We start from the raw sequence: 25,337 nt of genomic DNA, 5'->3' as shown, positions 1-25,337 counted from the left end.
GAATCCTTTCGGGCTCCGCTCCGACGACATCGAACGACCTCGGTGGCCGCCCTTGTCACAGCCGCCATCCGAACCTGCGTCAAGACCATGGAGTGAGCGCGAGTTTTCCGCGGACTCGTCCGGTTTCACTCAGCCGATGACTTTCCCGTACCTCGTTCATCGGCAGGACACGGTCGACATAGACTCGCACCTGCCCCTGAGCGACCGCTGCCCCGATTTCCGTCAGCACGGTAGTGGATGGCTTCCCGGTGACCATCCGGTAGCGCGGATCACCATGGGCGTCGGATTCCTGCACCGTGATGTAGCGACCGTCGTCTCGCAGCACACGCAGCGATCGTCTGCCGTATTCACCACCGACCAGGTCCAGCACAACGTCGACCCGATCGATTGCCTCGGTGAAGTCGGTCGTGGTGTAGTCGATGACCACGGCCGCGCCGATACTGCGCACGAACCGATGGTTGCCGGCCCGTGCGGTGCCGATGACGTGCGCGCCGCGGCGCTCAGCGAACTGGACGGCGAAATGCCCGACCCCACCGGCGGCGGCGTGCACGAGAACGGTCTCGCCGGGTTTCGGGTCCGCCGCTTCCAGAGCCTGCCAGGCGGTGAGTGCCGCGGTGGGCACGGCGGCAGCTGTCATGTGGTCCAAGCCCGGCGGGTGGGGTACCAGCAGGTCGGCGCGCGCAGTCACGAACTCACTGTAGGTTCCGGTGCGGCTGTGAATCATTCCGAAAACGTTGTCGCCCGGGCCTGTTCCGGTGACGTCGGCTCCGGCTTCGACAACCGTCCCGGAGACGTCGAAGCCGAGAGTGAAGGGTGGGTCACCGAGGAATTTCACCCGGCCTGCCCGGAGTTTGCAGTCGACCGGGTTCACCGCGGTGGCGCCGAGCCGGAGAAGAACTTCCCGCCGTCCGGGTACCGGCCTGGGAGCCTGGACAGTTTCCAGCACTTCCGGGCCACCGAAACGCCGCTGGCTGACAATCCTCATCACTGTTCCTGCGCTTTCGGTTCCACCTGGTCCAGGCACTTCTCGATCAAGTCCACTACTTCCAGGTGCCCGGTGAAGGTGCCGAGGGACTCCTCGAGGTGGATCATTCGCGGGATCGCCGACATCAGAAAGACGATTGCCGCCGCCGGAACGTCGTGCCCGCCGAAGCGATACCGCCGCAGCGTGGGCTCGAGCGCGGCCAGCAACGCCTTGCGCAGGCGTTCGCCGCCGGCGCCGAGCGCGGGTGCGATGGACTTGCGATGCCTGGCCAGGGCCATGAACTCGAGCAACAATGCGGTGCCCGCCGGGTCACTGGCGTAGGCCCACACGGCCCGTAACGGCTGCTCGGATCCCACTGCCCGTCCCAGCCGCTCGACGAGCCGGTCCGTTCCGGTCTCCAGCACGGCTTCGAACAGCTGGTCCAGGAGCGGAAAGTGGTACTGGACGAGTCCGGGCGTGACTCCCGCTTCGGTTGCCACGCTGCGATAGGTGATCGCGGCGTAGCCCTGCGCGAGCATCAGCCTCCTGGTCGCCGCGATGAGCTCGGCCCGAGTGCCCGCGCTTCGCGAGCCGACGCCACGCGCAGCGGGGGCGGAGTTCGTTTTCTCGGCACCGTGCTCGGTGCCGCCGAGGCGGGCCGCGGCCCGCGCCGACGCTCGTCCGGTTCCTGGGCGACTCCGCTGCCCGGCTCCTTCCACCGGTCCACTCTCCATGAACGGAAATCATACTCTCATAAATGAGATACTGTCTTCTTGTACGCATCACCAATAAAGGAGAAGAGATGAGCGCCACGGTGAACCCCCTACCGTCGTTCGGCGTCGAGATCATCGGAGCCCACGGGAGCGAACTGACCGGCCGAGCGGCAGCCGCCGAATGCCAGGCCGCCTTGGAGCAGTACGGGGTCGTGATCTACCGCGACCTCGATATCACCGATGACGACCTGGTCGCTCTCACCCGGGCGCTGGGCCGGCCGGTAGCCGCCCGCACCGGAGAGCACCGCCTCTCCGAGATCGAAACCATCACGCTGGACCCGGCGAAGACTGCCGCCACCCTGGCGTCGTATCGGCGCGGCAATTTCCTCTGGCATATCGACGGCGCCACCGGCGACACTCCGCAACGAGCGACCCTGCTCACGGCACGTGAGGTCGACGAAGCCGGGGGCGACACGGAATTCGCCGATACTTATCTGGCGTACGACGCACTACCGGACGCGGAAAAGGCCCGGCTGGACGGGTTGCAGGTGGTCCACAGTTTCGCCGCCGCCCAAGCCCGCGCCAATCCTTCCGCCACCGAGCAGGAGCGGCAGGCATGGGACCGTGTCCCCACCAGAACCCATCCACTGGTGTGGACCCGGCGAAACGGACGCCGGTCATTGCTCGTGGGAGCGACCGCGGGCGAGGTGATCGGGATGACACCCGAGGAAAGCCGCACGCTGCTCGACAGTTTGCTCGACTGGTCGACGCGACCGGAGTTCGTCTTGCATCATCGCTGGCGAAGGGGCGATCTGGTCATCTGGGACAACACGGGAATGCTGCATCGCGCCATGCCGTTCGAACCGACCTCACGGCGCCTGATGCACCGCACAACCCTCGCGGGCGAGGAACTGGTGGCCTGACCCGACGGTGCGCGAGACTCCCGGAAGGGGTGGCCCGGTCCGTAGAATCGGGACGCGTCGACGGCAGCTCCATCAGCCGGCACGGTCGGCGAGTTCGCTTATGGCCCGCTGGATTCCTTCGGCGAGGGTTTCGATATCGGGGGTCGTGTCGTAGTCACCGGTGATCCCGAATACCAACTGGTCGTGGTAGCTGAGTATCGCGATAGCGGTGCGCAGCCGCATGGCGATCGGGACCGCGGGCAGCAGTTCCAGCACCGGTCGCCCGTCCAGCCCGAGCTGTTGTCGCGGGCCCGGCACATTGGTTGCCAGCGCGGCGACACCGCGCTGCGGAAACCGGGCCACCGCGCGCAGAGTCCAGGCCACGGCGGCGAACGGCAGCAGATGCGCCAGCCCCAGAACCGTGTGCTCGGCGCCCGCCGCCCCGCCGGCCTTCTCGTGCCGCATCCGCTGGTGCACGGTGCGCAGGCGCTCCACCGGGTCGGCTCGGTCGACCGGCAGATACGGCAGTACCGCCGAAACGCGATTGTCCATAACGTATTTCGCATGCTCGGCCCGCATCGATACCGGCACCAGGATTCGTAATCCGGGGGCGGTGGGCTCCTCACCGCGGCGTAGCAACAGCTCGCGATACCCCGCGGCGAGTGCCGCCAGGACCACGTCGTTGACTGTGACCTCGTAGGCGCTGCCGATCTCGCGCACCGACCGCAGCGGTAACCGCACCGCGACGTATCGGCGCTGGTGACCGATCGGCCCGTTCAGCGACGACTCCGGGCCCGGGCCGACCACGGCAGCGCCGACCGGAACGAGGCTGCGAACCGTGCCGAGCACCGCCCCCGGCACCGCCATCGGCAACGTCAGCATCCGCGAAATCCCCGGCCGCCGGCGTTCACGGCGGACGGCGGGCGCATCGGCCGGGGTGGCCGCCGGCCATGGATCGCAGAGCTTCTCGAACACACCGACGCCGGACACCCCGTCGACCAGACTGTGATGGGCCTTCATCAGTAGTGCCCAGCGGTCGCCGGCCAGCCCCTCCACCACGGTGCAGGACCAGAGCGGACGGTCGCGATCCAGGCGCTCTTCGATTTCCGCGGCCACCAGCTCCCACAGTGTCGTCTCGTCGGCCGGGGAGGGCAGCGCGGTCCACCGAAGGTGGTGCGCGATATCGAACCGGGGGTCGTCCTCCCACACCGGTGCGGTCAGATCCAAGGGTGTCCGGCGCACCCGCTGCCGCAACCGCGGCACGGCGGACAACCGCCGATTCAGCGTTTCGGCCAGCCGGTGCCGCGGTGGTGGCTCGCCGGCCATGATCGCGACGACGGCGATACCCAGGCTGACCCGGGGATCGGCATCCTCCAGTTCGATGAAGCCCGTATCCAGCGGCTGCAACTCGGTCATTTCCGCCGGTCCTTTCCTGCGGGGAGGTCGAAGCAGGACACCGGGGCCGTCCTGCGGTCCGACCGGGTACTACCAGCTGTCCGAGAGCCGATAGCCGTGCGCCTTATCGGTCTGATCGATCCGGTGATCGACGACTCCCCATTGTCTCGCACCCCGCCCCGGGCGGACCAGAGGCGATACTCATCGATGCGACACCGGCCACCGATACCTGCCCCGAAGCCCGTGGCCGGTCCGCAACCGACCGGCTCCGAGCTGCGGCTACACCGCGACACTTAGGATAGGGTTACTTATGCTAACGTTCGCTGGCTTCCTCGGTTCAGGTTGTGGTTTCCGCCTCACAGTGATCGCGCGGAGCACCACCTGTCGCCGAGAAGCAGAAAGCCGTGACGAACGTGAAAACTTCCGTGGGCCGGATCGGTCTCGTGGCCGTCGCCGCCGTACTGGCGAGCACACTCGTCGCCTGCGGGCAATCCGAGCAGGTCGACGACCTCGGCACCGTCTCCGCCGGAGAAGGCAGTACCACCTACCCGGTAGTCCTCGACAACTGTGGTGAGACGATCACCGTCGACGCGGCACCGCAACGGGTCGTGTCGCTGGATCAGGGTTCGACCGAGATCCTGCTGTCGCTCGGTCTCGGCGACCGCATGGTGGGAACCGCCTCGTGGACCGATCCCATTCGCGAGAACCTGGCCGAAGCGAACGCGTCGGTTCCGCGCCTCGCGGAAAACGCACCGACCTACGAGGTCGTTCTGGGCGCCGATCCCGACTTCGTCACCGCGTCGTTCGGCCGGCATTTCGCACAAGGCGGCGTCGCAGAGCGAAGCCGTTTCGAAGAGACCGGGATCGGGTCGTATCTGTCGCCGACCGACTGCGATAACGGGGTGAGCGTCAACGGTGGCGGGAAGCGCACCACACCGCTGACGATGGATTCGCTGTATCAGGAGATCCGTGAGCTCGCCGCCGTCTTCGATGTGAACGACCGGGGTGCGCAACTCATCGACGAACTGAAGAGCCGCGAGACCGCGGCCCTGGCCGGCCTCGAGAAGTCGAAGGTGTCGATGGCGTTCTGGTTCGCCGATACCAAGAGCCCGTATGTGGCCGGGGGGCTGGGTTCGGCGAATCTGCTCGCCACCTCGGTCGGTGCCACCAACGCCTTCGCCGAGCTGACCGACGACTGGCCCGCGGTCGGCTGGGAAACCGTTGTCGAACGCAATCCGGATGTCCTCGTCCTCGGCGATTTGCTGCGCAATCGCTTTCCCGGGGACCTGCTGGCCGACAAGATCGCCTTCCTCGAATCCGATCCCGTCACGCGCAACCTCGACGCCGTGCGCAACAAGCGGTACATCGCCCTGCACGGCGCCGAGATGAACCCGTCCATCCGGGCCGTCGACGGACTCGAGAAGATCGTCGCCGGGCTTCGCGACGGGCAGGTGCCCAACTGACCGCCACCCGCGACCGCGCCGACACTGTCGCCCTCGAACGGGTTCGGGGGCGAGGATTGGTCATCGGGTCGCTGATCACAGTCGGCGGGGTCGTCGCGCTCACTCTGTCGGTCCTCATCGCCGTCACCCTGGGCCCGGCGGATGTCTCATTGGTGAACGTCCGTGACGTCCTGCTCAATCACCTCGGTCTCACCGATATTCCGGTGCGGGCGGCGAAGAACGCGATCGTCTGGGAGGAGCGGCTCCCGCGCGCCCTGGTGGCTGCCGCGTGCGGTGCGGGGCTCGGAATCTGCGGCGTGATCATGCAGTCGCTACTGCGCAACCCGCTGGCGGACCCGTTCGTCCTGGGCATCTCGTCCGGCGCGTCGACAGGCGCGGTCATCGTAGGTGTTCTCGGTGTGGGCAGCGCCGCGCTCGGATTGTCCGGCGGGGCGTTCATCGGAGCGCTGATCGCGTTCGGGCTGGTGCTGCTGCTCGCGCGTCTCTCCGGCGGCAGCAACGACCGGATCATCCTCGCCGGTGTCGCCAGTACGCAGCTGTTCTCGGCGCTGACCTCGTTCGTCATCTTCGCGTTCGCGGACTCCGACGAGACCCGCGGTGTGATGTTCTGGCTACTCGGCTCGCTCGAAGGCGTCCGCTGGGACGACGTCCGGCTGTGCGCGGTGGTGGTGCTCGCCGGGACGGCGGTATGCCTGTACTACGCGCACGTCCTGGACGCTTTCTCGTTCGGTGACGAGGTCGCGGCATCGCTCGGCATCTCGGTCGGGAAGTTCCGGCTCATGCTCCTGGTGTGCACGGCGATCATCACCGCGACCCTCGTCAGTGTCGCCGGTGCCATCGGGTTCGTCGGGCTGGTTCTCCCGCACGCGGCGCGGTTCCTGCTGGGGCCCCGGCACAGCCGGCTGGTTCCCGCGACGGCATTACTGGGGGCGGTCTTCATGGTGTGGGTGGACGCCGTTTCCCGCGTCGCCTTCGCGCCCACTCCCCTGCCGGTGGGTGTGGGTACTGCGCTGGTCGGTGTCCCCGCGTTCATCGTCATTCTGTCGCGCAGGAGGAGAGTCCGGTGACCCTGCACGCGGATACCGTCAGCTGGAACCGCGGCGGTGCGCTCGTTGTCGACGGAGTCACGGTGACTCCGGCACCGGGCGAGACGGTGGGCCTGCTCGGTCCGAACGGGTCCGGGAAATCCTCGCTGCTGCATCTGCTCAACGGTGTCGTACGCCCGACCGCGGGTGTTGTCACCCTCGACGGCGACGACCTGTCCACCATGCGGCGCAAAGACATTGCGCGCGCGGTGGCCGTCGTCGCCCAGCACGCCGACACCGACCTCGACATCACGGTCGCTGACGTCGTGCGCCTCGGGCGCATCCCGCACCGGACGACATTCGGCGGGAATCCCACCACCGACGACGCCGCGGTGGCGGCCGCGCTCGAGCACACCGGCCTCACCGCGAAAGCGAACCGGCTCTGGCACCGGCTTTCCGGTGGGGAGAAGCAACGTGTCCAGATCGCCCGCGCCCTGGCGCAGGAGCCGCGCGAGCTCCTCCTGGACGAGCCGACCAACCACTTGGACATCCATCATCAACTGGAATTGCTGGCGCTGGTCACCCGGCTGCCCGTCACCAGTGTGATCGCCCTGCACGACCTCAACCTCGCGGCCATGTTCTGCGATACCGTCGTCGTTTTGAAAGAGGGCCGGGTCGTGGCCGGCGGAAAACCCGCGGAGGTTCTGACCTCCGAACTGATCGCCCAGGTATACAACGTCCGCGCCGAGGTTCTCATCGACGAGTCGAAGGGACGGCTGTCGATCCTGTTCGAACCGGGGCCTGTTGCCGTCGCCGCGCGGTAACGGCCGGCCGGCCTCGCCACCGCCCGGCGCGGCGGCACGTGCTCCCCGGGCGCTCGGCCGCCGATGGTCGCTGCTGACCGGCCTTACGGCGGCGACCCCGACCGTCCGGCTGCTCGTTCTCACCCAACTCGCGTTCAATATCGGCTTCTTCATGGTGTTGCCGTACCTGTCGGTGCACCTGACAGAGGATCTCGGCCTGCGGGCGGCGTTCGTCGGCGTGATACTCGGGCTCCGCACGTTCTCCCAGCAGGGCCTGTTCTTCATCGGCGGCTCACTCGCGGATCGGTGGGGTGTGAAACCCGTGGTCGTCGCCGGCTGTGTATGCCGGATCCTCGGCTTCGCCGGGTTGGCCTTCGCCGGGTCGGTGCCCGGAATCGTGGTGGCGACCGTCTTCACCGGATTCGCCGGCGCGCTGTTCTCCCCGGCGGTCGAGTCCGCCCTCGCCACCGCCGCCGGAAGCGCCGAGAACGGCGGCCAGTCCCGAAAGGACGTTTTCGCGCTCTTCGCCGCGTACGGCCAGATCGGCACGTTCATCGGCCCGCTGCTCGGATCGCTCCTGCTGGCGGCCGGCTTCTCCGCCGCCTGCCTGGTCGCGGCGGGTATCTTCGCCGTAATCCTGGTCGTCCATCTGCGGCGGCTCCCTACACAGCCCGGCGTCCACGCTGCCGAAAGATGGCTCGACGGCTGGCGGGAAGTGGCCGGGAACAGCACCTTTCTGCTGTTCGCGGTGGCGATGAGCGCTCAGCTGGTGGCGTACAACCAGCTGTACCTGCTGTTACCGCTGGAGCTCGACCGCACTTGGGGGTCGCAGGCGCCGCTGGGCTGGTACTTCGCCCTGGCGTCGATATTCGTCGTCATCGCTCAGCTACCCATCACCCGGCGGGTGCGCACCGGCGCGGCCCTGCCCTGGGGCCTGATCGTGACGGCCGCCGCATTCGTCGTGATGGCTCTCCTGGCGCCGCGGCAACTCCACGGCGTGGCCGCACTCATCCCGCCCGCCGTATTCACTCTCCTCCTGACACTGGGACAGATGACCACCATGCCCCTCGCCCGAGACCTGGTGCCACGCATGGCCGCTGAACGCCGTCTCGGCGCCTACTATGGGCTTTTCGCCTCGATCGGCGGACTCGCCGTTCTGGTCGGCTCGGTCCTCACCGGAGTCTTGATCGACATGGTGCCGGCCACCGGCTGGGGACTCGCCGTGCCGTGGTGCGCCGTCGCTCTGGCACTACTTGCGAGCTCTCTGGTGTTGAAGTACCGACTGCGGTCCCATGATTCGGCGCCGCCCGGCCTACCGCACGGCGCCGCCGGATAACATTTTCGACAATTCGCCTCCGGTCCGAGAATTCCCGGCCTCCCGAGTGGGACGATTTCCTCACCATAAACGGAAAGATTCTGGCGATGATCTTCGCGGCTCGGGCATTCGGACTTCGGAAGAAATCGTTCCTGCGTTCAGTGATCTTCGTGACCGTCGCTTTCTTGCTGTTGCCTATGTCCGGCGTAGGGAACGCCGCTCCCGCTGCCGGCGCCGACGGCGACTGGCCGATGTGGCAGTTCGACCTCGCCGGTTCCCGGCACAACCCCCACGAGACCTCCCTCACGCCGGCCACGGTGCCCTCGTTGCAGTTGAAGTGGGCGTTCGCGTTTCCCGACTCGATCGCCGCTTCCAGCCAGCCGGCGGTCGTCGACGGAACCGTCTATGTCGGTGGTCGCAACGGGACGTTCTACGCGCTGGACGCGTCCACCGGTGCGACCCGGTGGTCGTTCCGGGCCGAGACGCCCCTCGGCGGAAACCTCCCGACGTACGGGCTGCGCAACGGGCCCGCCGTCATCGATGGAACGGTCTATTTCGGCGACAACTCGGCCAGAATGTGGGCCCTCGACGCGCAGACCGGTGCCCAGCGCTGGGTTCGGCAACTGGACAATCATCGTTACGCGATCATCACCGGTTCACCGCTCGTGTTCGACGGTCACGTCTATGTCGGTGTGTCCAGTCAAGAGCTGGGTGCCGCCACCAGCGACCTGTACCCGTGTTGCACCTTCCGGGGAAGTGTTGTGGCGCTGGACGCGGCGACCGGCGAGGTGCAATGGCAGCACTACACGATCCCGGCACCGGAGCCGACGCCCAGTGGGTCGCCGCCGTTCGCCCCCAGCGGTGCGCCGGTGTGGTCCTCACCCACGATCCATCCCGAGTCGCGCACGCTGTACTACACCGCCGGCAACGCCTACACCGGCTATCCCGAGGGTGCGGAAGCGATCGGCGCGCTGGACATCGACAGCGGAACCACCCGGTGGGTCCGGCGGATGACTCCCGGGGAAGCCCCCTGGAACGGCCGCTGCACCTATCCGCCGCCGGGCGGCAACTGTCCCGAGCCCGGGCACGATTTCGACTTCGGTTCGCAGCCGAACATTTTCGAGATAGGTGACCGGCTGGTCGTCGGCGCGGGCCAGAAGAGCGGTGTCTACCACTTACTCGACGCCGTCACCGGCGAGATCGTCTGGCAGACCAGGCTGAACACGCCGGTTCCGGTGCTGCCCATCCCGGGCTCGGAATCGCTGCAAGGCATTCAATGGGGTGCCGGCTATGACGGCCACCGTCTGTATGTCGCCACGTATCAGGGCACGCCGGGCACACTGTTCGCGTTGCACCCGGCGACCGGCGAGGTCATCTGGAGCACGCCGAATCCCGCCCACGGTTGCCTGTTCGATCCACCGCCGCTACCGATGCTTCCGCTGTGCCAGCTCGCCATGCCGAATGCTGTCTCGTCGACACCCGGCCTGGTCTACGAGGGCAGTCTGGACGGAAAGATGCGCGTTTTCTCCGCCGAGACCGGTGCCATTCTCTGGGAATACAACACGGCACGGCATTTCCACACCGTGAACGGGGTGCCGGGCGCCGGCGGCGGTATCAACGGGCACGGCGCCGTCGTCGCGAACGGAATGCTGTTCACCAATTCCGGTTACGGCCGGCAGATCACCACCGGTATGCCGGGCAATGTCCTGCTGGCCTTCGGTCTTCCCTGACCTGCTCGGTTCGAGCGAGCAACCACCGGTCTCACTGCCGCGACGGCAGCACCCGCACGTTCCCCGGCCGCGATTTCCGGCCGAGCCCACCGAGCATGAGGTGCGCTTCGGGCGCCCGGGTGCCGCTCGGCGGTCCCGGCGGCCACCAGTCGTCGAGCTCGGTCAAGCCCGGCTCGACGAGTTCGAGCGACCCGAACAGAGCACGAATCTCCTCCGGGCTCCGGAACCGCCCCGGTCCCAAACCTGCTTCCAGATGCGCACCTTCGAGCCGGCGGGCCAGCGTGTGCAGCTCAGGGCGTGCGGGACCGGGATCGCAGTAGTGGCTGATCGCCACATACGACCCGGCGGGCAACAGGTCGATATAGCGGGCGACAATCGCGGCCGGGCACTGCTGGTCGGAGATGTGGTGCAGCACCGCGCCGAAAAGGACCCCGACCGGTTCCCGCAGATCGAGATAGCGCCCGGCCGTCTCCAGCGTCGCCGCGACATCGGTGAGATCGGACGGCAGGCACCAGGTGTTCTCGTTGCGTTCCAACATCGCCCGCCCGTAGGCCACGCACAACGGGTCGTTGTCCACATAGACAACCCGAACCTCCCGGCGACCGCATTCCTGCGCGACGATATGGAGTGGGTCGCGCGTGGGCAGTCCGGCACCGAGATCGAGAAACTGCCCGATCCCGTTGCGCTCGGCCAGCATCCGGACAGCACGGGCCAGCCATCGCCGGTTCATGACATGAACATCGCCTTGTCGCGGCGCAATTCGCCTGATCCGCTCGAACGCCCGGCGGTCCACCTCGTAGCAGTCCTTGCCGCCCAGGCTGTAGTCGTAGACACGGGCAACGCTGGGCCGGGCGAAGTCTCCTCCCACAGAGTGGGTCCCGATCGGTGCGGCGCCACTGGCCACCATCACGTCTCCTCACAAACCGGGCGGTCGCCCCTCACACAAGGCACCTCGACGGTAACACGGCAACATCATGTATGGCTATGTTGCAACCGGCGGTAGGGCCGTGAGGTCGACTTCCAGCCCCGATGCGAACCTCGGCAGCCCGTCGGCCTACGTTGCAGGCCGGGACAACTTGGGCGCCGCGAGGAATCGCAACTCATCGATCTCATGCACCAGCGGCGCCCAGCGAGCAGGGTCCTGAGCCATTTTCGAGTTCACGAGCTTGCTCAAGCCAGCGATTCGGTCCTCGAACGACCTGCACTCTTCTCTTGTCCACTCCCGATTTCTTTCGTCCTCCAATACCGCCCGGGCACGCGGCGGATCGTGCCACTGCCCATCGGGGCCCCGATAGTTCTCGTAAAGGAGATCGGTGCGGGTGCGTATTCGCAACGAATCCACTGGAACAGGCTTTGCGGATTCGACCAGCCCGACCAGCTCCGATGAGCCGAGATACAGCCTGTCGTGCGTCCGGCGTGTGAGATAGCGGCCGAATCCATCGGCTTCACGACCGGACACGAAGCGTTCCAGCCGAGCCAGGTCACTCTGCTCCCTCGGCAGAGCGATAACTTCCATAATCGTCCGACTGCGGCTTTCCGCTATTCGCTGTATTCGGGCGAGCGTACCCCCGGGATCCGAGTTACCGCCTTCCAGAAGCACATTGTGCGACAGCGGTATCAGGAACTCCTCGAACATGTTGCGTAGCTTCTGCGCCGTCGGAACCAGGTAGTCGTGGGCCGTGAAATCGTTCTCCCGATAAAGGCGGGAGTATGCTGGATGGAATTTTTCGAGCTCGTCGGCCTGAATCAATGCCGCACCACCCCGGTCGGCCAAGCGATCGCAAATCTGCTCCACCAGTGTCGATTTTCCCGCACCGGGCTGTCCGCCGACCACGTAGAGGACAGGCTCTTCCACCTGTTTCAGGGGGCGCCCCGGCCGGTCGGTGAGGAGCGCCGGCTTTACTTGCTCGTCGAATAGCGACCGGATTCGGCGATCATTCAGCTCGAATTCTCCGGTGCGGGGCAGCAGCTCGGGCTCCGTCGTCGCATAGTTGGCACGGCTGCGCGAGTGTGGACCTCGCCCCGGAGCACCCTCCGCAGGAGGTGCTTCCGTCGCGATGTCGGATGCATTCGCCGCCGGTGTATCGGTCGGGTCCGACACACCGATGAGGCCGGTGATCTGTCCGTTCTCGCGACCGTCCCCTGACAACCCGCCGCGCACCGGGAGTCCGAACAGGCCGGAAACCGCTTCATACAGATCTGCGACCGTGCGGTCCGGGGCTCGGAAAATCGCTTCATCCATCAATCCGACCAGCGCCAACCCCCCTACCGTTTCGTAGAGCGAGTGATGCGCCGGCAGGAGGATGGACAGAATCGCTCCCGCGAAATCGAGCTTCGAAACATCCGCAGGCATGATCCAGAGGAATTTCGACGCGATTCTCGCCGCCGTTCCCGAAACCCCGGAGACAACAGGAACTCCACGCTCGACCGCAGCCTGCCGGAACCATTCACTGCCGCTGTCGAATTCGAATCGTGCCGCACCCGGCCGCCACGGCAGTGGAACAGCGAATCGCTGCGGGTCGAGACGCAGCGCGGTGGCGGCGTCCACGGGCCCTTCCTCGTGATATGCCAGTATCCTGTCCACGACGGCGTGCCCTGATTCATCTCTCAGCCGGCGGCCGTGCTCGTCGTACCGGTAGAGCGGAATGACATTGCGAAATGCGCGGTCCTCCGCGGCGAGCCGAGTTTCCAGCGTTCTCACATCGACTTGTCCACGAGTGTCACGCGGTAACGGCAGACGTGGGTCGAGCCGGGTCTTCCGGAGCGCGACCAGGCCGCCGGGAATCGCTTCCAATTCCCGGATCGACAACGGCATACCGAGCAGACTCCAGTCTTGAACGGTGAGGCTCAGACGTGCTTGCTCGGGTATTTCACGCAGCATTCTGTCCGCGCCGCTGTGGGTGATCTCCTCTCGTATTGCGATGAACCCGGGATCGCTCATGGCATTACGCCCCTGGCGGAGATCTGCTGCGACGATCGGCACGTCCGGGTCGCCGCCGGTGATCGTTTCACGCAACCGGTCCAGCGCGTCGGCGTTCAGCCCCAGCCGCTCTGCCCGCTCGTGCCAGTCCGGTTGGCTGAGCAATGTCGACAGACCGTCGTCCAGCGTCGTGCCCGAAGGGTTCGGCAGCTCCCGGCTGCGCCACATCGCATTCTGCACGGCGGCCATCAGCTCACGCACATTGCCGTCTCGCCGCAACTCGTCCAACGGCACAGACCGCAATACCATTCCGCCCGAAATCGTCTCCTCGGGCGTATAGAAGGCATTGTCGATCTGTTCGTGAGTCGCTTGCGGATGAAGGGCCGAAAGAACTTCGCGCAACCTGTCGATCACGGCGATGACGGCTTGTCCGGTCTCCGGCCGGTGATAGAGCATTCGCGCCAGCTCGGACTCCTCCTGGATACGCCGGTGCCGCCACCCTCGCTCGTCGGCCGGCACGGTTTCCCCGGACATCGGCGGGTTCGCCTCGTGCTCCCGGCGGGCCACGGGCGGCTCATCGATATCCCTGATCCCCTGCAGGCGAGGCGTTTCCTGCCCGAAGAGCGGATCACGGTCATCACGTTCCCGCGCCGGATTCGCCGGTCCGGCCGGAGCGTCGCCCGGTCTCCGCGCAACGGAATCATCGGGTACGACCCTCGATTGCTCGCGCCCGGCGACCGGCTCGGCCCGGGCCGGATCGATGCCCTCGGCGGAACCGCCGTCGGTGGAAGTCCCGGCTCCGGTGAGGACGGACGGGTATGGGCTCGTACGGGGCGAGTGCCAGGGACTGGCGAGGTGGGGCGGCGTGGTGACCGGGGCGCTGACAGCCTGGCGTGGGACATCGTCCGGTGTGGTGGTGATTTCGCTCAGGTCACCGGGTTTCGGGGGCCGGGCGGTGCGGCCGGGCAACCCGGCCGGCGGCTGCGGTGGGACAGCCGAATGGCCGATGGTGTGCACGCCCCCGGACAGCAAACCTTCCAAAGCGCCGCTGACCGCGCCCGGATAGAACTCCGACCCGTCGGGGATCGCGGGTCCCCCGCTGTACGCACTCGCGGCCACCGCGCCCCCCAAGGTGCCGGTCACCCCACCGGCTACCCCGGCCGCACCACCGGCCAGCAGCATCGCCATCGCACCGGCGCCCCGGGTCCCGGTCGCCTGTAATTGCGCCAATGCCCCCGCCACCGGCCGCGTGTACAGCACTCCCGCGCCCAAACCGCCGCCGGCACCCCCGGCACCGGACACGGTCACCGCTTCCCAGTCGATCCCGTCCCGATCCCCTCGATGCTGCTGCCACACCTGTCCGGCCCAGGTGATGCCACCGCCGAATACCCCACCCACCACGATGCCTTGACCGATCAATGCCGCACGCGACGCCGACAACCGGGCACACAGCGCCATCACCGATTCGATCAACTGCAACCACGCCAGTTGCCATCCTTTACGTGCGGCCGCCCGCACCCCGGCGGCCGCAACCATCCCGCCCGCGGGCATCGCCAGCGACGCCAGCAATTCCACCACCAGTGCCGAACCCATGACAATCCACGTGAACTGCCCCAGCTCGATGGCGTTGGCCGTCTCGCGGCACTCCACCGCTTTGCTCTCGCAATACACAGCCAGATCGCGCTTGTGGGCCGCCGCGCCGACCAGCGCCCGCTGCGCCTCGGCCGCTGTGTCACCGGTCGAACACCCCGGCACAGAGGACGCCACGCTCTCGAGCCCCTCGGCCTCCGAAAGACACCGTCGTGCCGCCCGCTCCCAGGCATCGCCCCCTGCCCGCAACGCCTCCGGGTTGCCTCGCGGAAAGGGGCCCAGTACCTGCTCGCACACCTCCAGCGGAAAGCCCTCCGGCAGTGCGACCAACCGACTCACCTCGACATGACCATCGACCCGACAACAGACTCGACACCGGCGGGGCACAAGGTCTCACACCTCGTCCCGGCCGCCCAGCACTGAGAAACCCACGGTCCTCGACGCCTGCCGCTGCTGCGGGGGCAAGTGACACCGATCCGGCCGGTGGATGGACAAGCCGGGATATCCGTCATCGTGCCGGGTTGCGGGATCAGGACTCGACGGTGACCTCGTGGTCTGCCGCCGAGGTTCCCGGAACGAGCTCGGAGAGATCGGGCATACCGCCGGCGAGGCCGGCCAGCGGCGCCACCACGGCAGCGGCCTGCTCTTTCGCCAGCCGGGCCGCCTCACGCGCGGTATCGGTGAGCAGCCCACTCAGCTGTCCGGCGGTGCCGCGCATGGCTGCCGGGGTCACGCAGATCTCGAGTACCGACCCGGCCGAATCCACGATCACATGGACCGAGCCGTCGGACGTGGCCGCCTGCACCCGCAGATCGGCCAACTGCCGCTGCACCTCGGCAACCTGTGTCTGCTGTTGCTCGTAGGCATCCAGCATTTCGTGCATCCGCGAGCGCAGATCACGAGCGGCCGAACCGTAGTCCGCGAAGTGGTTGCGGTCCATATCGACATCCTTTCGAGCCGGATCAGGCATCCACGCGGGGCGCCGGAAGACGCAGCCGAGACTTACCAGGCCGACTGTCCGGGGTGGCGTATCAGGTTCCCTGTCGCGCGGTGTCCACCAGCAGCCGGTGCAGCGCAACAGCAGGCGCGCTGGCCCGATCCGCGCGTAGCTCGACCTCGGTGAACGCCTCCACCAACGCGACGGCCGGGTCGAATCGCGCGGTCGGGGAACATCCGGTGAGCTGGTCGCGCCAGTTCCGGTAGCCCCTGACTATCCGGCCGAGCGGATCGCTCGCCTGCTCCGGTCCTGCGATTCGCAGGTATTCGGCGATCAGTGTGCGCTGCGCCCGCCGGTGTGCCGCGTAGTGCCCCTCGGCGGCCAACGCGCGGCCGAGTTCCCGGATCAGGTTCGCGTAGAGCGGGCGTTCGGTGGAACCGGGAGCCGGGCGCCGGCCTTTTGTCGCCACCTCGATGGAGGCGACCCCGGTGGCAGGGTCGGTGGTCGCGGCCCGGTCGAGCACGATATGCGCCGCCCGGATTTCCGGCCGACCGGCTCCGGAGACGATCGGCCGTTCCAGGCGGGCGGGCAGCGCATCGTCCAGGTCGGCGATTTCCAGCCCCCGCAGGTCGATGTGGTGATGCCGTTCCAGCACGTGGCCGACGGCCGCGGCGATCTCCTGTGCGGTCGGTTCGTCCAGTCCCGCGGTGTCGAATCCGGTGATCCGGAGTCCATACCGGGCCCCCAGCTCGTCGAGTACGCGCAGGGCGGCAGGATCGGTGACCGGTTGCGGCGCCACTCGTTCCCGCTGGGGGCTCGACTTGTTCGGTTTCGGTGTGACGGCCGCAGGCCGCCGATCGTGCTTGCGCCCGTCGCTGCGTCCCGGTCGTGTGCCGCGAGGTGCGCGGCCCGGGTGGCTGGGTTGATCGGCCCGAGGTGCGCTGCCCTGCTTATTCGGTGCCGAAGTGTTCGGCGGGGCGGCCGGGGCACGTCGGGTTTCGGTAGGTGTTTGCGCGGCCGGCGTGTGCCCGGACCACGGCGAGCGGCCAGAACTCTGGTCTCCGGGTGCGGACCGCTCGCTACCGCGGAGTGCCTGTCCTGGCGGGGTTTCCGGATGGACGGGGCCGAGCGCAGACCGGGTGGGAACCGCCGGTCCGGTGGGTGGGTGACTCTCACCGGAACGGCCGCCCACCGAACCGGGTGGAGTCGTGATCGCGGATACGCCCGCATCCGTCGCGGGTTCCGTCCGGGAAGCGGCGATCCGGGATTCCACCGCATCGCCGGCCCCGGGTGTAGCGGCGGGGCGCGCTGTCGGCGTCCCCCGGTCGAGGTCGTGAGGAGTTCGCGCAGGACGGAGGTGTACTGGAGGGCGTATCCGGTCGCGTGCCGTCCACGCGTCGGCGTCCGGGAACGGCGACTCCGGCACTGCGGTCGCATCACGCACGGACCCCGCACCGGCAGTGTCCAGGTCTTCGACAAGCGAGAGTGCTCCGGCGAACAGTGCACCCATGTCGCGAATGGCGCCGGCACTGCTCTCCAGTGCGCCGACGCCTTCTTCGGCGCTCGGCACGTAGTACTCCGCGAACGCCCTGCCCATCTCGTCATCGCCCCACGCGGCCGCGGTTTCGTTCATTCCGGCGGCGGCAAGCCCGTCCTGCAGGTCGCGGGCCGTGCGGGCCGCACCCTCGGCGATATCACGCAATTCTGCGGTCAGGGCGCGCACAGCGTCGGGATCGATACGAAACGACTGGCTCATATTCGCCCTCCGCGCGGAATTCACGACTTACCCGTCACATCTTGCCCCGCCGCGCGGTCATCGTCGATACCGGAACAGCGGCGGCCACCGGGGCCGACACACGCGTAATATCGGGCGCCACAGCGCCTTCCACTCCGCCGATCGAATCCACATACGTGTCACGGCAACCCGGACGCCGGGCGGAACTGCCCGCCTTCCATCCGTGACGGCGGCGGCGATCGGGCCGAGAGCAGCGCCCGTGCTGCCCCGGCGGCACATCTCTGGTCAGCGAGCGAGGACCAGCGCGGCCGGGGTACTGGCACGGCCGAGGAGCCGCTGCAGATCGCCGCTGTCGGTGTCGAGGGCGCCGACAGCGATACCGGCGTCGGTAGCGGCGAGGAAGGCGGCCATCGGCGCGGGCACTCCCCCGTTCTCGAGGACCTTCGCATACTCGTCGCCGGGCAGGTCCTGGTAAGCGACGGACTTGCCGACAATGCCCGACAGGACCTCGGCGAACTCCTTGTAGGTCAACCGTTCGTCGCCGCCGAGTTCGTAGACCTTGCCGGCCTGGTCGTCGGCGAGCAACACCTCCGCCGCGGCCTCGGCGTAATCCTTGCGGGCGGCGCCGGCGATTCGGCCGGTGCCCCCGGAACCGAACAGCGTGCCCGTGGCTTCGGCGGTGTCGACGGCGGAGGCATAGTTCTCCCAGTACCAGCCGTTGCGCAGCAACGCGACGCCCAGCCCGGATTCGGTGAGCAGATCCTCGGTGGCCTTGTGTTCGGCGGCCAACGACAGCGGGCTGCGCTGCGCGTCCAGCAGGCTCGTGTAGGCGACGAACCGCACACCGGCAGCCTTCGCCGCCTCGACGACGTTGGCGTGCTGCGCGACGCGTTGCCCCACCTCGCTGCCGGAGATCAGCAGCAACTTGCCGACACCGTCCAGCGCAGCGGTCAGCGCGTCCCGATCGGTGTAGTCGGCGACGCGCACCTGTACGCCCTGTGCGGCGAGATCGGTGGCCTTGGCGGCATCGCGGACCACCGCGACGACAGTGGACGGCTCGACGCCGCGCTCGATCAGCGCGGCGACGACCAGGCGTCCGAGATGGCCGGTGGCACCGGTGACAGCGATGGTCATGAAACTCCTCGAGTGTGAAGGTCGGGTACGGCGCCATCAAACCACTTACTAATAGTAAGTGCAAACTATTCAGTAAGTTACTTATGCTGCGTTCGTCCGTGTATCCTGACGTGCGTGACGTCGCAACCCGCACTCGAAGCGAACGTATTCGCACGCGCGTGCACGTCCCGGCAGGTGCTGCAGAACGCGACCGGCCGCTGGGGCGTGCTCGCTCTCGCCGCGCTCGGCGAGGGCCCGCACCGGTTCGGTGAACTGCGACGGCACGTCGACGGAGTCAGCGAGCGCATGCTCGCACAGACCTTGCAGCAGCTCGAGCGCGACGGATTGGTATCGCGGCGGGCCGAGAACACCATCCCGCCCAAGGTGGAATACAGCCTCACACCACTGGGCGCACGCGTCGCCGAGCACCTCCGCGCGCTGATCGACGTACTCGAATCGAATATCTCCGAAATCACTGCCGCACAACAGGACTACGACAGCACCCACAAATAGCACGGAGCCTCACCGACGATCACAACCGGACTTCGAGGAGGGCGGCAACGCGGTGGCGAGATTCGCCGCCGGCCCGGATCAGAGCCGGAACGGCGTGACTACCGCGGGATCCGGTGGCGCCGGTGACGAATACCTTCATCAGCTCGGTCGCTTCTTTCCGCACGTCGCGGTGTCCGGGAATCGCGCTACGCGAGCGACGTTACCCGTGTGAAGCACAGCCCCGGCGCTACCCGGAACCGAGGCGCGAATCGGCCGGCTTCCGAGTGGGGGATCTGCGATCAGGATCCCGCGGTCACGGGGGCGGCGAGTCCTTGCTCGTCGATCATCCGCTCCAGTTCGACCAGTGTGTCGTCCAGCCCCGGCCCCGACCGGCGGGCCGGCGTGAATGTCGCGGGCAGTTTACGCATCCCCTGGATCACCCCGATGGTGTCGTAGTGCACCGTCGCTTCGGGGTCGCACCGGAAGTCGGGTATACGGTCGAGAACGGCGATCAGCATCCGCTTGAATACCGTGCGGGCGAGATTGGACCCGATACAACGGTGGATCCCGAGCCCGAAACTGGTGTGCCGGTTACCTTTCCGGTCGAGTACGACGGTGTCGGGATCGGGGAACACCGCCGGGTCCCGGTTGGCCATCGCCCAGGACAGCCACAGCCGCTCACCTTCCTCGAATTGCTGACCGGCGATTTCGCAGTTCGCGGAGATGGTGCGGCCGTCGCCGGGCGCGGGGGTGAAGTAGCGCAGGAATTCCTCGGTGGCGGAGTTCAGCAGGAGTTCGCGTTCACTACTGAGGGTTTCCCGCTCGGCGGGGTGCTCGGACAACCATTCCAGTGCGTGCGCGGTCAGCGCGGTGGTCGTATCGAAGCCGCCGCCGATCAACAGCCCCAGCATGCCCAGCAGATCGATGTCCTCGGGCTTTTCGCCGTCGATCTCCAGCCGGGCCAGCCCGTCGATCAGTCCGGGGCGCGGGTTCTCGCGGATCTCGTGCAGGTTCGCCAAGAGGTCCAGACCCATCGCCATGTTCAGTTCCTGGACCCGCGGCCGGTCGGGTGAATCCGGCGGCGTGTACACCACCGCGTGTGAGGGCTCGTTGTAGACGACCCATTTCGCCAGCGGTATCCCGAGCATCCCCAGAGTCACGACGGCGGGGACGATATTGGCGAGATCGTCGACGAAGTCGATCCGTCCGGACTCGATTCTGTCGTCGAGGCAGGCGCGCACCAGCTCATCGATGAAGGGTTCCCACCGGCGCACGGCACTCGGCGACAGATACGGGTTGAGCACTGCCCGGAACAACCGGTGCTCTGGGTCGTCCATTTCGAGGATGCCGTTGCGCATGGGCATCGGGGTCTCGGCGAACGGAATGGTGATGCCGAGATACCCGCGGCGCTCGTTCTTGTAGTCGCGATCATTGGAGACGTGCGGGCACCGTGCGAGCTCGAACACTTCGCGATGACCGGCCGCGACCCAATGGCCGCCGTGGGTGTCCGACCAGGCCACCGGGCATTTCTCGTGCATTTCCCGGGTGATCGAGGCGAACCGGCCCCGGTACTCCGGGGTGTGGCGGTCGAAATGGAAAAGCGGGCGTGTCCGGCCGGAATCTGTCGAGGGGTGTCCTGCGTCCACTGGTGTTTCCTTTCGAATGGGAGCGCTACATCCCGGCCGCGATCCGGTACCGAGCTCCAGGCCGTCCCGGGCCGACGGCCGGATGCGTTCGGGCAGCTCCGCCGGGACAATCGGAAATCCGCGCTCCACAACGAAGTCCGACTCCTTCCGGCATCCCCTAGCTCAAGATACCAACGGGTATCTAGCAGGACAATGGGATTCTGGAATCCTTCCCCGTAGCAAAACGTCGGGAGCAGAGCGCCGCTCTCCGCGGCGCCCACGCCTCAGGTCCCGGGTTCCGCGGCCCGTCCGGAGCCGCCGGTGAGCCGATGGGCTCGCAGATGCGTGACGCCTCGCGCGGCCGGCCCGACAGCACGGAAGGTTTCCTCGACGGGTACCGCGGCGGGCGGTCCGGCGGTCCGGTTGAGCGCGTGGGCCTTGAACAGCAGCGCGGAGCGGCTCGGGCGGAATATCGCGGGCTCGGCGTGCGGTTGCGGACCCAGTCCGGCGCTCTCACCCCAGAGCGTTGTCTCGCGCCCGCGGTGCGCATAGTCGGTAACCCAGCGCCGCATCCGCTCGTCGAAATCCCGCGGGTCGCCGACAATCGCCAAAGCTTGCGGATCCGGCCCCTCGGCCGACGCGGGCACGCTGTCCCAGCACACGACATACGCGCCCAGAACGCGAGCCGGTAGGGGGTCGGCCACATCTTCGCTCAGAACCGTGACCTCCCAGCCGGACATCGCGCGGTCGAACAGCCATCCGCCGGCGAGGCCGACCACCTCGGGCACGGTCCGGGACACGACCACGAGCCGGTATCGCAGCACATGCTCCTGCGCGCGGGCGATCGCGCGGGGCGCCGGCATCACCGAATGTAGGTCGTGGTGGAAACGCTCCCGGTGAACCGCGCGCATCGGACTCCTGTTTCATTCGCTGCCGAAGGTGACACACCCCGGGCACGTAACCGGACCGCCGTGCTCTCCACAGGCGCATCGAAGGAGTACGAACCGAGGCAATCCGACCGTACAGTAACCCGGATACTGTGGCATCGCTCCAGGTGAACGCCGCCCGGGACAGACCGCAGCCACCTCCGCCGGGTCCGGCCGGCTGCGGCGCCCTCAGGGCACGGTGATGACAGCCGTGTACAGCTCGAGTACCGGCCGGTACAGGTCGGTGTCGTTCAGTTCGGCGGCCAGCATGATGCTGTCGCTGGTGGCGATCAGCAACTGCGCGAACACGGAGGCCGGCATCGCGAGTGTGGCACCGAGCCTGCCGAGGCTTTCGGCGATGAAGGCGGCGAGTTCGTCGTGGACCTGCTGCTGCTGTGGCGCCACGCGGGCCCGGGCGTCGGGGTTCCGGAGCAGGTACAGGGTGAATTCGTAACCCAGCGCGGCCTGTTGCGCACCGCCGCTTTCGGCGAGCCGGCGCCAGCGCGCCGCGATATCGGCGAGTTCGCGCTCGCCGATCTCGGTGACCGAGGCCAGCAGCTCGGTGAAGTTGTCGAAGAAGCGACGCCAATACCGTTGATGGACGGCCAGGAAGAGGTCTTCCTTGGCCGTGAAGTGCACATAGATAGCACCGCGGGTGTATCCGGCCGCAGCGGCGATATCGTCGAGACTCGCCGCGCCGAAGCCCTTGGCGGCGAAGACCTCCCGCGCCGCGTCGACGAGCAGGTTACGCGTGTGCTCGGTGCGTCGTTCCCGGGTCCAGCGCTCCACCATCGCACCATCCTGTCAAAGCGAAAAGTCGCATACGGCTGACAATCCCACATACGAGCACGTATGTTAATAACGTGTCCGTATCTGATATGCGGACCGGCACCTACGGCGGCCGACCGGCCGCGTCGCCGTAGGTGCCCACCAGGCCACCTCGGTGTGAATCGATGCTCTTGGGGGTGTATCTCCCGGAGAGGAGTGACGGCCATGACCGTCTCCGCTACCAGCGAAGTCTTCTTCGATCCCTACGACACGGGTCTCATCGCCGACCCGTACCCGATGTTCGCCCGGCTCCGCGAAGAGAAGCCGCTGTACTACAACGAGCAGCACGACTTCTACGCGCTGAGCCGGTACTCCGACGTGAACAGCTGCCTCACCGACACCGCCACCTACAGTTCCGGCCGCGGAAATGTCCTGGAACTGATCAAGGCCGGTATCGAGATCCCGCCGGGTCTCCTGGTGATGGAGGACCCGCCCCGCCACGACATCCACCGCCGGCTGGTGGCACGGATGTTCACGCCCCGCATGATCAGCCGGCTGGAACCGATGGTGCGCGAATTCTGCGCCCGCAGCCTCGACCCCTTGGCCGGCGGCACCGGATTCGACTTCATCGCCGACCTGGGCGCGCCCATGCCGATGCGGGTGATCTGCATGCTCCTGGGCATCCCCGAAGAAATACAGGAAGCAGTCCGGGACCACTCCAATGCCCAGGTGTCCACCGAAGACGGCCGCCCCATGGCAGCGGCCTCCGAGGGGCTGGACGACGGCCGGATCTTCGCCGAGTACATCGACTGGCGGGAGAAACACCCCTCCGACGACATCGTGACCGAATTGCTCCAGGTGGAGTTCGAGGACGAAACCGGAGCCGTCCGGCGGCTCACCCGCGACGAACTGCTGATGTATGTGAACGTGGTCGCCGGGGCCGGAAACGAAACCACGACGCGGCTGATCGGCTGGGCCGGCAAGGTCCTCGCCGAGTATCCCGAGCAACGCCGCGAACTCGCCGAAGACCCGCAACTGATCCCCCGGGCAATCGAGGAATTGCTCCGTCTCGAACCACCGGCGCCCCATGCCGCACGCTATGTCACCCGCGACGTCGAACACTACGGGCGGCGAGTACCCGCGGGCAGCGTCATGATGCTCCTCATCGGGGCAGCCAACCATGATCACCGCCGATTCCCGCCGGACGCCGACCTTTTCGATATCCATCGCCCGTCGCAGTCTCATCTCGGGTTCGGAATCGGAGCGCATTTCTGCCTCGGCGCCGCACTGGCCCGGCTCGAAGGACGAATCGCCCTCGAAGAGCTACTGCGACGCTTCCCGGAATGGGACGTCGACCTCACCGCGGCGCGGATGTCGACAACGTCGACGGTCCGCGGCTGGGAAACCATGCCGGCCGTCCTGCCCTGATCCATACCGGACACAGCCGGCGGACGCCGCAGGCGGCCGGAACAGCACCACCCCCCGCCGGCCGTTCACCGTGCGGCGCAGATCAGCACGGTGAACGGCCGGGTTTCCCGAGTGGGTCAGATGAGCGTTCCTACGTCCTGGGCGACGAGGTTGTCCAGCGCTCGTTCGGCGACCGCGGCGATCGTCATCGACGGGTTGCAGGCAGCGGTGTTGCCGGGCATCAGCGCCCCGTCGAGAACGTAGAGGCCGCGCTGGCCCTGCACGCGGCCGTCCAGATCGCAGACCGTGCCCATACTCGCGCCGCCCAGCGGATGCCAGGTGGAGGGGAACAGTGCGTTCGTATCCACCAGCGCACCATCCGGCCCGGCGATCCGGTGGACGGCCGGCCCGATGTGCTCGTTCTGGATGACACTGTCGCCCTCACGCGGCCAATGCAGCACCGCGTCGTCGCGGGCGGCGTCGTAGCGGAACTCCCCGCGGCCCGCGCTGACCCCGTAGCCGACCATCATCGTGCTGCGCGGATCCAGGGCCAGCGGTGGGATCGAGGCCTGGATGACGGTATGCGCGGTCTGCGGGTCGTCCCAGTTCAGGCTGCCGTAGACCACCGGACCACCTTGCGGCGCACCGAATTCCGCCGACGGGTCGGCCCAGACGTAGATGCGGTCGGCGTTGGTACCCCAGCCCGTGCCGAGGCGGTCCGGCAGATCGGGGATCAGGCCCTTGGCGCCCGCACGCACGAGCAACCGGGTGGTGTTCAGGCTGCCCGCCGCCAGGATCAGTGCGCCGGTGGTGAGAACCTTGTGCTCCACCACCGCACCGGTGGTGTCCAGACGCTGCACCCGGACGGTCCAGCGGCCGTCGGGTGCCCGCTCGATATCGGTCACCTCGTGCAAGGTCTCCACGCGCACCAGACCCGTGGCTTCGGCCGCGGCGATGTAGGTGACATCGACGGAATGTTTGCCGCCGTTGTTCACGCCCATCGCTCCGTCACCGTTGGTGTACGAGGGTTTCATTTCGCCGCGTAACTCGGCCAAGGCGAAATCCCAGTCGATCGGCATCGGAATCTTCGACAAGGGCATTCCGGCCCGCCGCACGCGATCGGCGAAAACCCGTGCCGCGCGATAGTTCTCGGAGGCAACCAGTTCGTCGGGTGCTTCGGCCAGCCGCAGCATCTTCGCCACCCGCGGGTAGTGCACCCGGTTCATGTTCTGCCAGTCCAGTTCCTGCGGGAAATGGGTGTTGAACACTTCTTCCGACGGTTGCAGCGACATCCCCTGATAGACCAGCGAGCCACCGCCCACACCGGCCGCGCACAGGGCGGTCATATTCTCGCCCGGGATCGCCTCCACGAGACCGGTATAGGACTCGAAAGCCAGCGGCCGGCCGAACAGGTTCGGGCTGGAGCGGCACCACAGCAGCCGCTTGTCCGGCGCGGTGGCCCGCGGAAACGTCTCCGAATTCGGGCCGGTGGGCCAGCGCAATCCCCGTTCCAG

20 protein-coding genes and 1 pseudogene are annotated in these 25,337 nt (G+C 67.3%); 9 read left to right on the top strand and 12 right to left on the bottom strand.

Annotated elements, in window-relative coordinates:
* Positions 1 to 79: 79 nt before the first annotated feature.
* Complete coding sequence (locus ACQEVO_RS09170; protein WP_432910937.1) at positions 80 to 985, bottom strand: NADP-dependent oxidoreductase; 906 nt, start codon at positions 983 to 985, stop codon at positions 80 to 82.
* Positions 985 to 1,698 (bottom strand): TetR/AcrR family transcriptional regulator, encoded by a 714-nt coding sequence (locus ACQEVO_RS09165; RefSeq protein WP_432910934.1) that lies wholly within the window; start codon positions 1,696 to 1,698, stop codon positions 985 to 987. Before ACQEVO_RS09165 ends, ACQEVO_RS09170 begins: the two co-directional genes overlap by 1 nt.
* Before the next feature lie 68 nt (positions 1,699 to 1,766).
* Between ACQEVO_RS09165 and ACQEVO_RS09160 the strand changes: the two genes are divergently transcribed.
* Positions 1,767 to 2,600: a TauD/TfdA dioxygenase family protein gene (locus ACQEVO_RS09160; protein ID WP_432910932.1), complete on the top strand. Its 834-nt coding sequence runs from the start codon at positions 1,767 to 1,769 to the stop codon at positions 2,598 to 2,600.
* Positions 2,601 to 2,672: 72 nt separating this feature from the next.
* On the opposite strand, the gene ACQEVO_RS09155 is transcribed toward ACQEVO_RS09160, so the two are convergent.
* Positions 2,673 to 3,995, bottom strand: a complete 1,323-nt coding sequence (locus ACQEVO_RS09155) for a wax ester/triacylglycerol synthase family O-acyltransferase (RefSeq protein ID WP_432910929.1) — start codon at positions 3,993 to 3,995, stop codon at positions 2,673 to 2,675.
* Between the two features lie 392 nt (positions 3,996 to 4,387).
* Between ACQEVO_RS09155 and ACQEVO_RS09150 the strand changes: the two genes are divergently transcribed.
* From ACQEVO_RS09150 to ACQEVO_RS09130, 5 genes are all read left to right on the top strand, one after another.
* Entirely contained in the window at positions 4,388 to 5,437 is a 1,050-nt protein-coding gene (locus ACQEVO_RS09150; RefSeq protein ID WP_432922510.1) for an ABC transporter substrate-binding protein, read from the top strand.
* Positions 5,438 to 5,499: 62 nt separating this feature from the next.
* A complete protein-coding gene (locus ACQEVO_RS09145; RefSeq protein WP_432922507.1) occupies positions 5,500 to 6,504 on the top strand; it encodes a FecCD family ABC transporter permease in 1,005 nt (334 codons plus the stop codon).
* Complete coding sequence (locus ACQEVO_RS09140) at positions 6,501 to 7,286, top strand: ABC transporter ATP-binding protein (protein ID WP_432910926.1); 786 nt, start codon at positions 6,501 to 6,503, stop codon at positions 7,284 to 7,286. The genes ACQEVO_RS09145 and ACQEVO_RS09140 overlap by 4 nt, the downstream gene beginning before the upstream one ends.
* A complete protein-coding gene (locus ACQEVO_RS09135; RefSeq protein WP_432910923.1) occupies positions 7,267 to 8,601 on the top strand; it encodes an MFS transporter in 1,335 nt (444 codons plus the stop codon). The genes ACQEVO_RS09140 and ACQEVO_RS09135 overlap by 20 nt, the downstream gene beginning before the upstream one ends.
* 149 nt (positions 8,602 to 8,750) lie before the next feature.
* On the top strand, positions 8,751 to 10,310 hold the full coding sequence (locus ACQEVO_RS09130) for a PQQ-binding-like beta-propeller repeat protein (protein ID WP_432910920.1): 1,560 nt from the start codon (positions 8,751 to 8,753) through the stop codon (positions 10,308 to 10,310).
* Positions 10,311 to 10,341: 31 nt separating this feature from the next.
* On the opposite strand, the gene ACQEVO_RS09125 is transcribed toward ACQEVO_RS09130, so the two are convergent.
* From ACQEVO_RS09125 to ACQEVO_RS09105, 5 genes are all read right to left on the bottom strand, one after another.
* Positions 10,342 to 11,217 carry an SAM-dependent methyltransferase gene (locus tag ACQEVO_RS09125; protein WP_432910918.1) on the bottom strand — a complete coding sequence of 292 codons (876 nt, stop codon included), beginning with the start codon at positions 11,215 to 11,217 and terminating at the stop codon, positions 10,342 to 10,344.
* A 147-nt stretch (positions 11,218 to 11,364) separates the two neighbouring features.
* The gene (locus tag ACQEVO_RS09120; protein WP_432910916.1) at positions 11,365 to 13,797 is read right to left on the bottom strand and encodes a zeta toxin family protein; all 2,433 of its coding nucleotides are present in this window, start codon (positions 13,795 to 13,797) and stop codon (positions 11,365 to 11,367) included.
* Positions 13,798 to 15,349: 1,552 nt separating this feature from the next.
* The gene (locus ACQEVO_RS09115) at positions 15,350 to 15,760 is read right to left on the bottom strand and encodes a YbaB/EbfC family nucleoid-associated protein (protein ID WP_432910914.1); all 411 of its coding nucleotides are present in this window, start codon (positions 15,758 to 15,760) and stop codon (positions 15,350 to 15,352) included.
* A 91-nt stretch (positions 15,761 to 15,851) separates the two neighbouring features.
* The gene (locus ACQEVO_RS09110; protein ID WP_432910912.1) at positions 15,852 to 17,513 is read right to left on the bottom strand and encodes a hypothetical protein; all 1,662 of its coding nucleotides are present in this window, start codon (positions 17,511 to 17,513) and stop codon (positions 15,852 to 15,854) included.
* A 264-nt stretch (positions 17,514 to 17,777) separates the two neighbouring features.
* A complete protein-coding gene (locus ACQEVO_RS09105) occupies positions 17,778 to 18,626 on the bottom strand; it encodes an SDR family oxidoreductase (protein WP_432910909.1) in 849 nt (282 codons plus the stop codon).
* 114 nt (positions 18,627 to 18,740) lie between these two features.
* Between ACQEVO_RS09105 and ACQEVO_RS09100 the strand changes: the two genes are divergently transcribed.
* Entirely contained in the window at positions 18,741 to 19,118 is a 378-nt protein-coding gene (locus ACQEVO_RS09100) for a winged helix-turn-helix transcriptional regulator (RefSeq protein ID WP_432910907.1), read from the top strand.
* Between the two features lie 278 nt (positions 19,119 to 19,396).
* Here the strand turns inward: ACQEVO_RS09100 and ACQEVO_RS09095 are convergent, their stop codons facing one another.
* The 3 genes from ACQEVO_RS09095 to ACQEVO_RS09085 all read right to left on the bottom strand — a co-directional run bounded on the left by ACQEVO_RS09095 (position 19,397) and on the right by ACQEVO_RS09085 (position 22,440).
* Entirely contained in the window at positions 19,397 to 20,743 is a 1,347-nt protein-coding gene (locus tag ACQEVO_RS09095) for a cytochrome P450 (protein WP_432910906.1), read from the bottom strand.
* Between the two features lie 263 nt (positions 20,744 to 21,006).
* Positions 21,007 to 21,633 (bottom strand): hypothetical protein, encoded by a 627-nt coding sequence (locus ACQEVO_RS09090; protein WP_432910904.1) that lies wholly within the window; start codon positions 21,631 to 21,633, stop codon positions 21,007 to 21,009.
* Between the two features lie 204 nt (positions 21,634 to 21,837).
* On the bottom strand, positions 21,838 to 22,440 hold the full coding sequence (locus ACQEVO_RS09085; protein WP_432910902.1) for a TetR/AcrR family transcriptional regulator: 603 nt from the start codon (positions 22,438 to 22,440) through the stop codon (positions 21,838 to 21,840).
* Positions 22,441 to 22,641: 201 nt separating this feature from the next.
* Here ACQEVO_RS09085 and ACQEVO_RS09080 point away from each other — a divergent pair, with 201 nt between their 5' ends.
* Both ACQEVO_RS09080 and ACQEVO_RS09075 read left to right on the top strand, forming a co-directional pair.
* Positions 22,642 to 23,844 carry a cytochrome P450 gene (locus ACQEVO_RS09080; RefSeq protein WP_432910900.1) on the top strand — a complete coding sequence of 401 codons (1,203 nt, stop codon included), beginning with the start codon at positions 22,642 to 22,644 and terminating at the stop codon, positions 23,842 to 23,844.
* Positions 23,845 to 23,964: 120 nt separating this feature from the next.
* Positions 23,965 to 24,087, top strand: coding sequence for a hypothetical protein (locus tag ACQEVO_RS09075; protein WP_432922504.1), 123 nt, complete (start codon positions 23,965 to 23,967; stop codon positions 24,085 to 24,087).
* On the opposite strand, the pseudogene ACQEVO_RS09070 reads toward ACQEVO_RS09075, so the two are convergent.
* Positions 24,072 to 25,169: pseudogene (locus tag ACQEVO_RS09070) on the bottom strand (GMC family oxidoreductase N-terminal domain-containing protein); the annotation flags it as partial. The gene ACQEVO_RS09075 and the pseudogene ACQEVO_RS09070 overlap by 16 nt on opposite strands.
* Positions 25,170 to 25,337: the final 168 nt, after the last annotated feature.

The organism is Nocardia sp. CA-290969, from assembly GCF_050936135.1.
GTDB lineage: Bacteria > Actinomycetota > Actinomycetes > Mycobacteriales > Mycobacteriaceae > Nocardia.
The sequence above is the reverse complement of the archived record's forward strand: the minus strand, read 5'-3'. Positions and strand labels throughout refer to the sequence as shown.

What these genes read in the sequence shown, in the direction of transcription:
- ACQEVO_RS09165 (WP_432910934.1), bottom strand. Translation starts at nt 1,698, where the DNA reads ATGGAGAGTGGACCGGTGGAAGGAGCCGGGCAGCGGAGTCGCCCAGGA.
- ACQEVO_RS09110 (WP_432910912.1), bottom strand. Translation starts at nt 17,513, where the DNA reads ATGAGCCAGTCGTTTCGTATCGATCCCGACGCTGTGCGCGCCCTGACC.
- ACQEVO_RS09090 (WP_432910904.1), bottom strand. Translation starts at nt 21,633, where the DNA reads ATGCGCGCGGTTCACCGGGAGCGTTTCCACCACGACCTACATTCGGTG.
- ACQEVO_RS09160 (WP_432910932.1), top strand. Translation starts at nt 1,767, where the DNA reads ATGAGCGCCACGGTGAACCCCCTACCGTCGTTCGGCGTCGAGATCATC.
- ACQEVO_RS09125 (WP_432910918.1), bottom strand. Translation starts at nt 11,217, where the DNA reads ATGGTGGCCAGTGGCGCCGCACCGATCGGGACCCACTCTGTGGGAGGA.
- ACQEVO_RS09075 (WP_432922504.1), top strand. Translation starts at nt 23,965, where the DNA reads ATGAGCGTTCCTACGTCCTGGGCGACGAGGTTGTCCAGCGCTCGTTCG.
- ACQEVO_RS09115 (WP_432910914.1), bottom strand. Translation starts at nt 15,760, where the DNA reads ATGGACCGCAACCACTTCGCGGACTACGGTTCGGCCGCTCGTGATCTG.
- ACQEVO_RS09085 (WP_432910902.1), bottom strand. Translation starts at nt 22,440, where the DNA reads ATGGTGGAGCGCTGGACCCGGGAACGACGCACCGAGCACACGCGTAAC.
- ACQEVO_RS09155 (WP_432910929.1), bottom strand. Translation starts at nt 3,995, where the DNA reads ATGACCGAGTTGCAGCCGCTGGATACGGGCTTCATCGAACTGGAGGAT.
- ACQEVO_RS09170 (WP_432910937.1), bottom strand. Translation starts at nt 985, where the DNA reads ATGAGGATTGTCAGCCAGCGGCGTTTCGGTGGCCCGGAAGTGCTGGAA.
- ACQEVO_RS09080 (WP_432910900.1), top strand. Translation starts at nt 22,642, where the DNA reads ATGACCGTCTCCGCTACCAGCGAAGTCTTCTTCGATCCCTACGACACG.
- ACQEVO_RS09105 (WP_432910909.1), bottom strand. Translation starts at nt 18,626, where the DNA reads ATGACCATCGCTGTCACCGGTGCCACCGGCCATCTCGGACGCCTGGTC.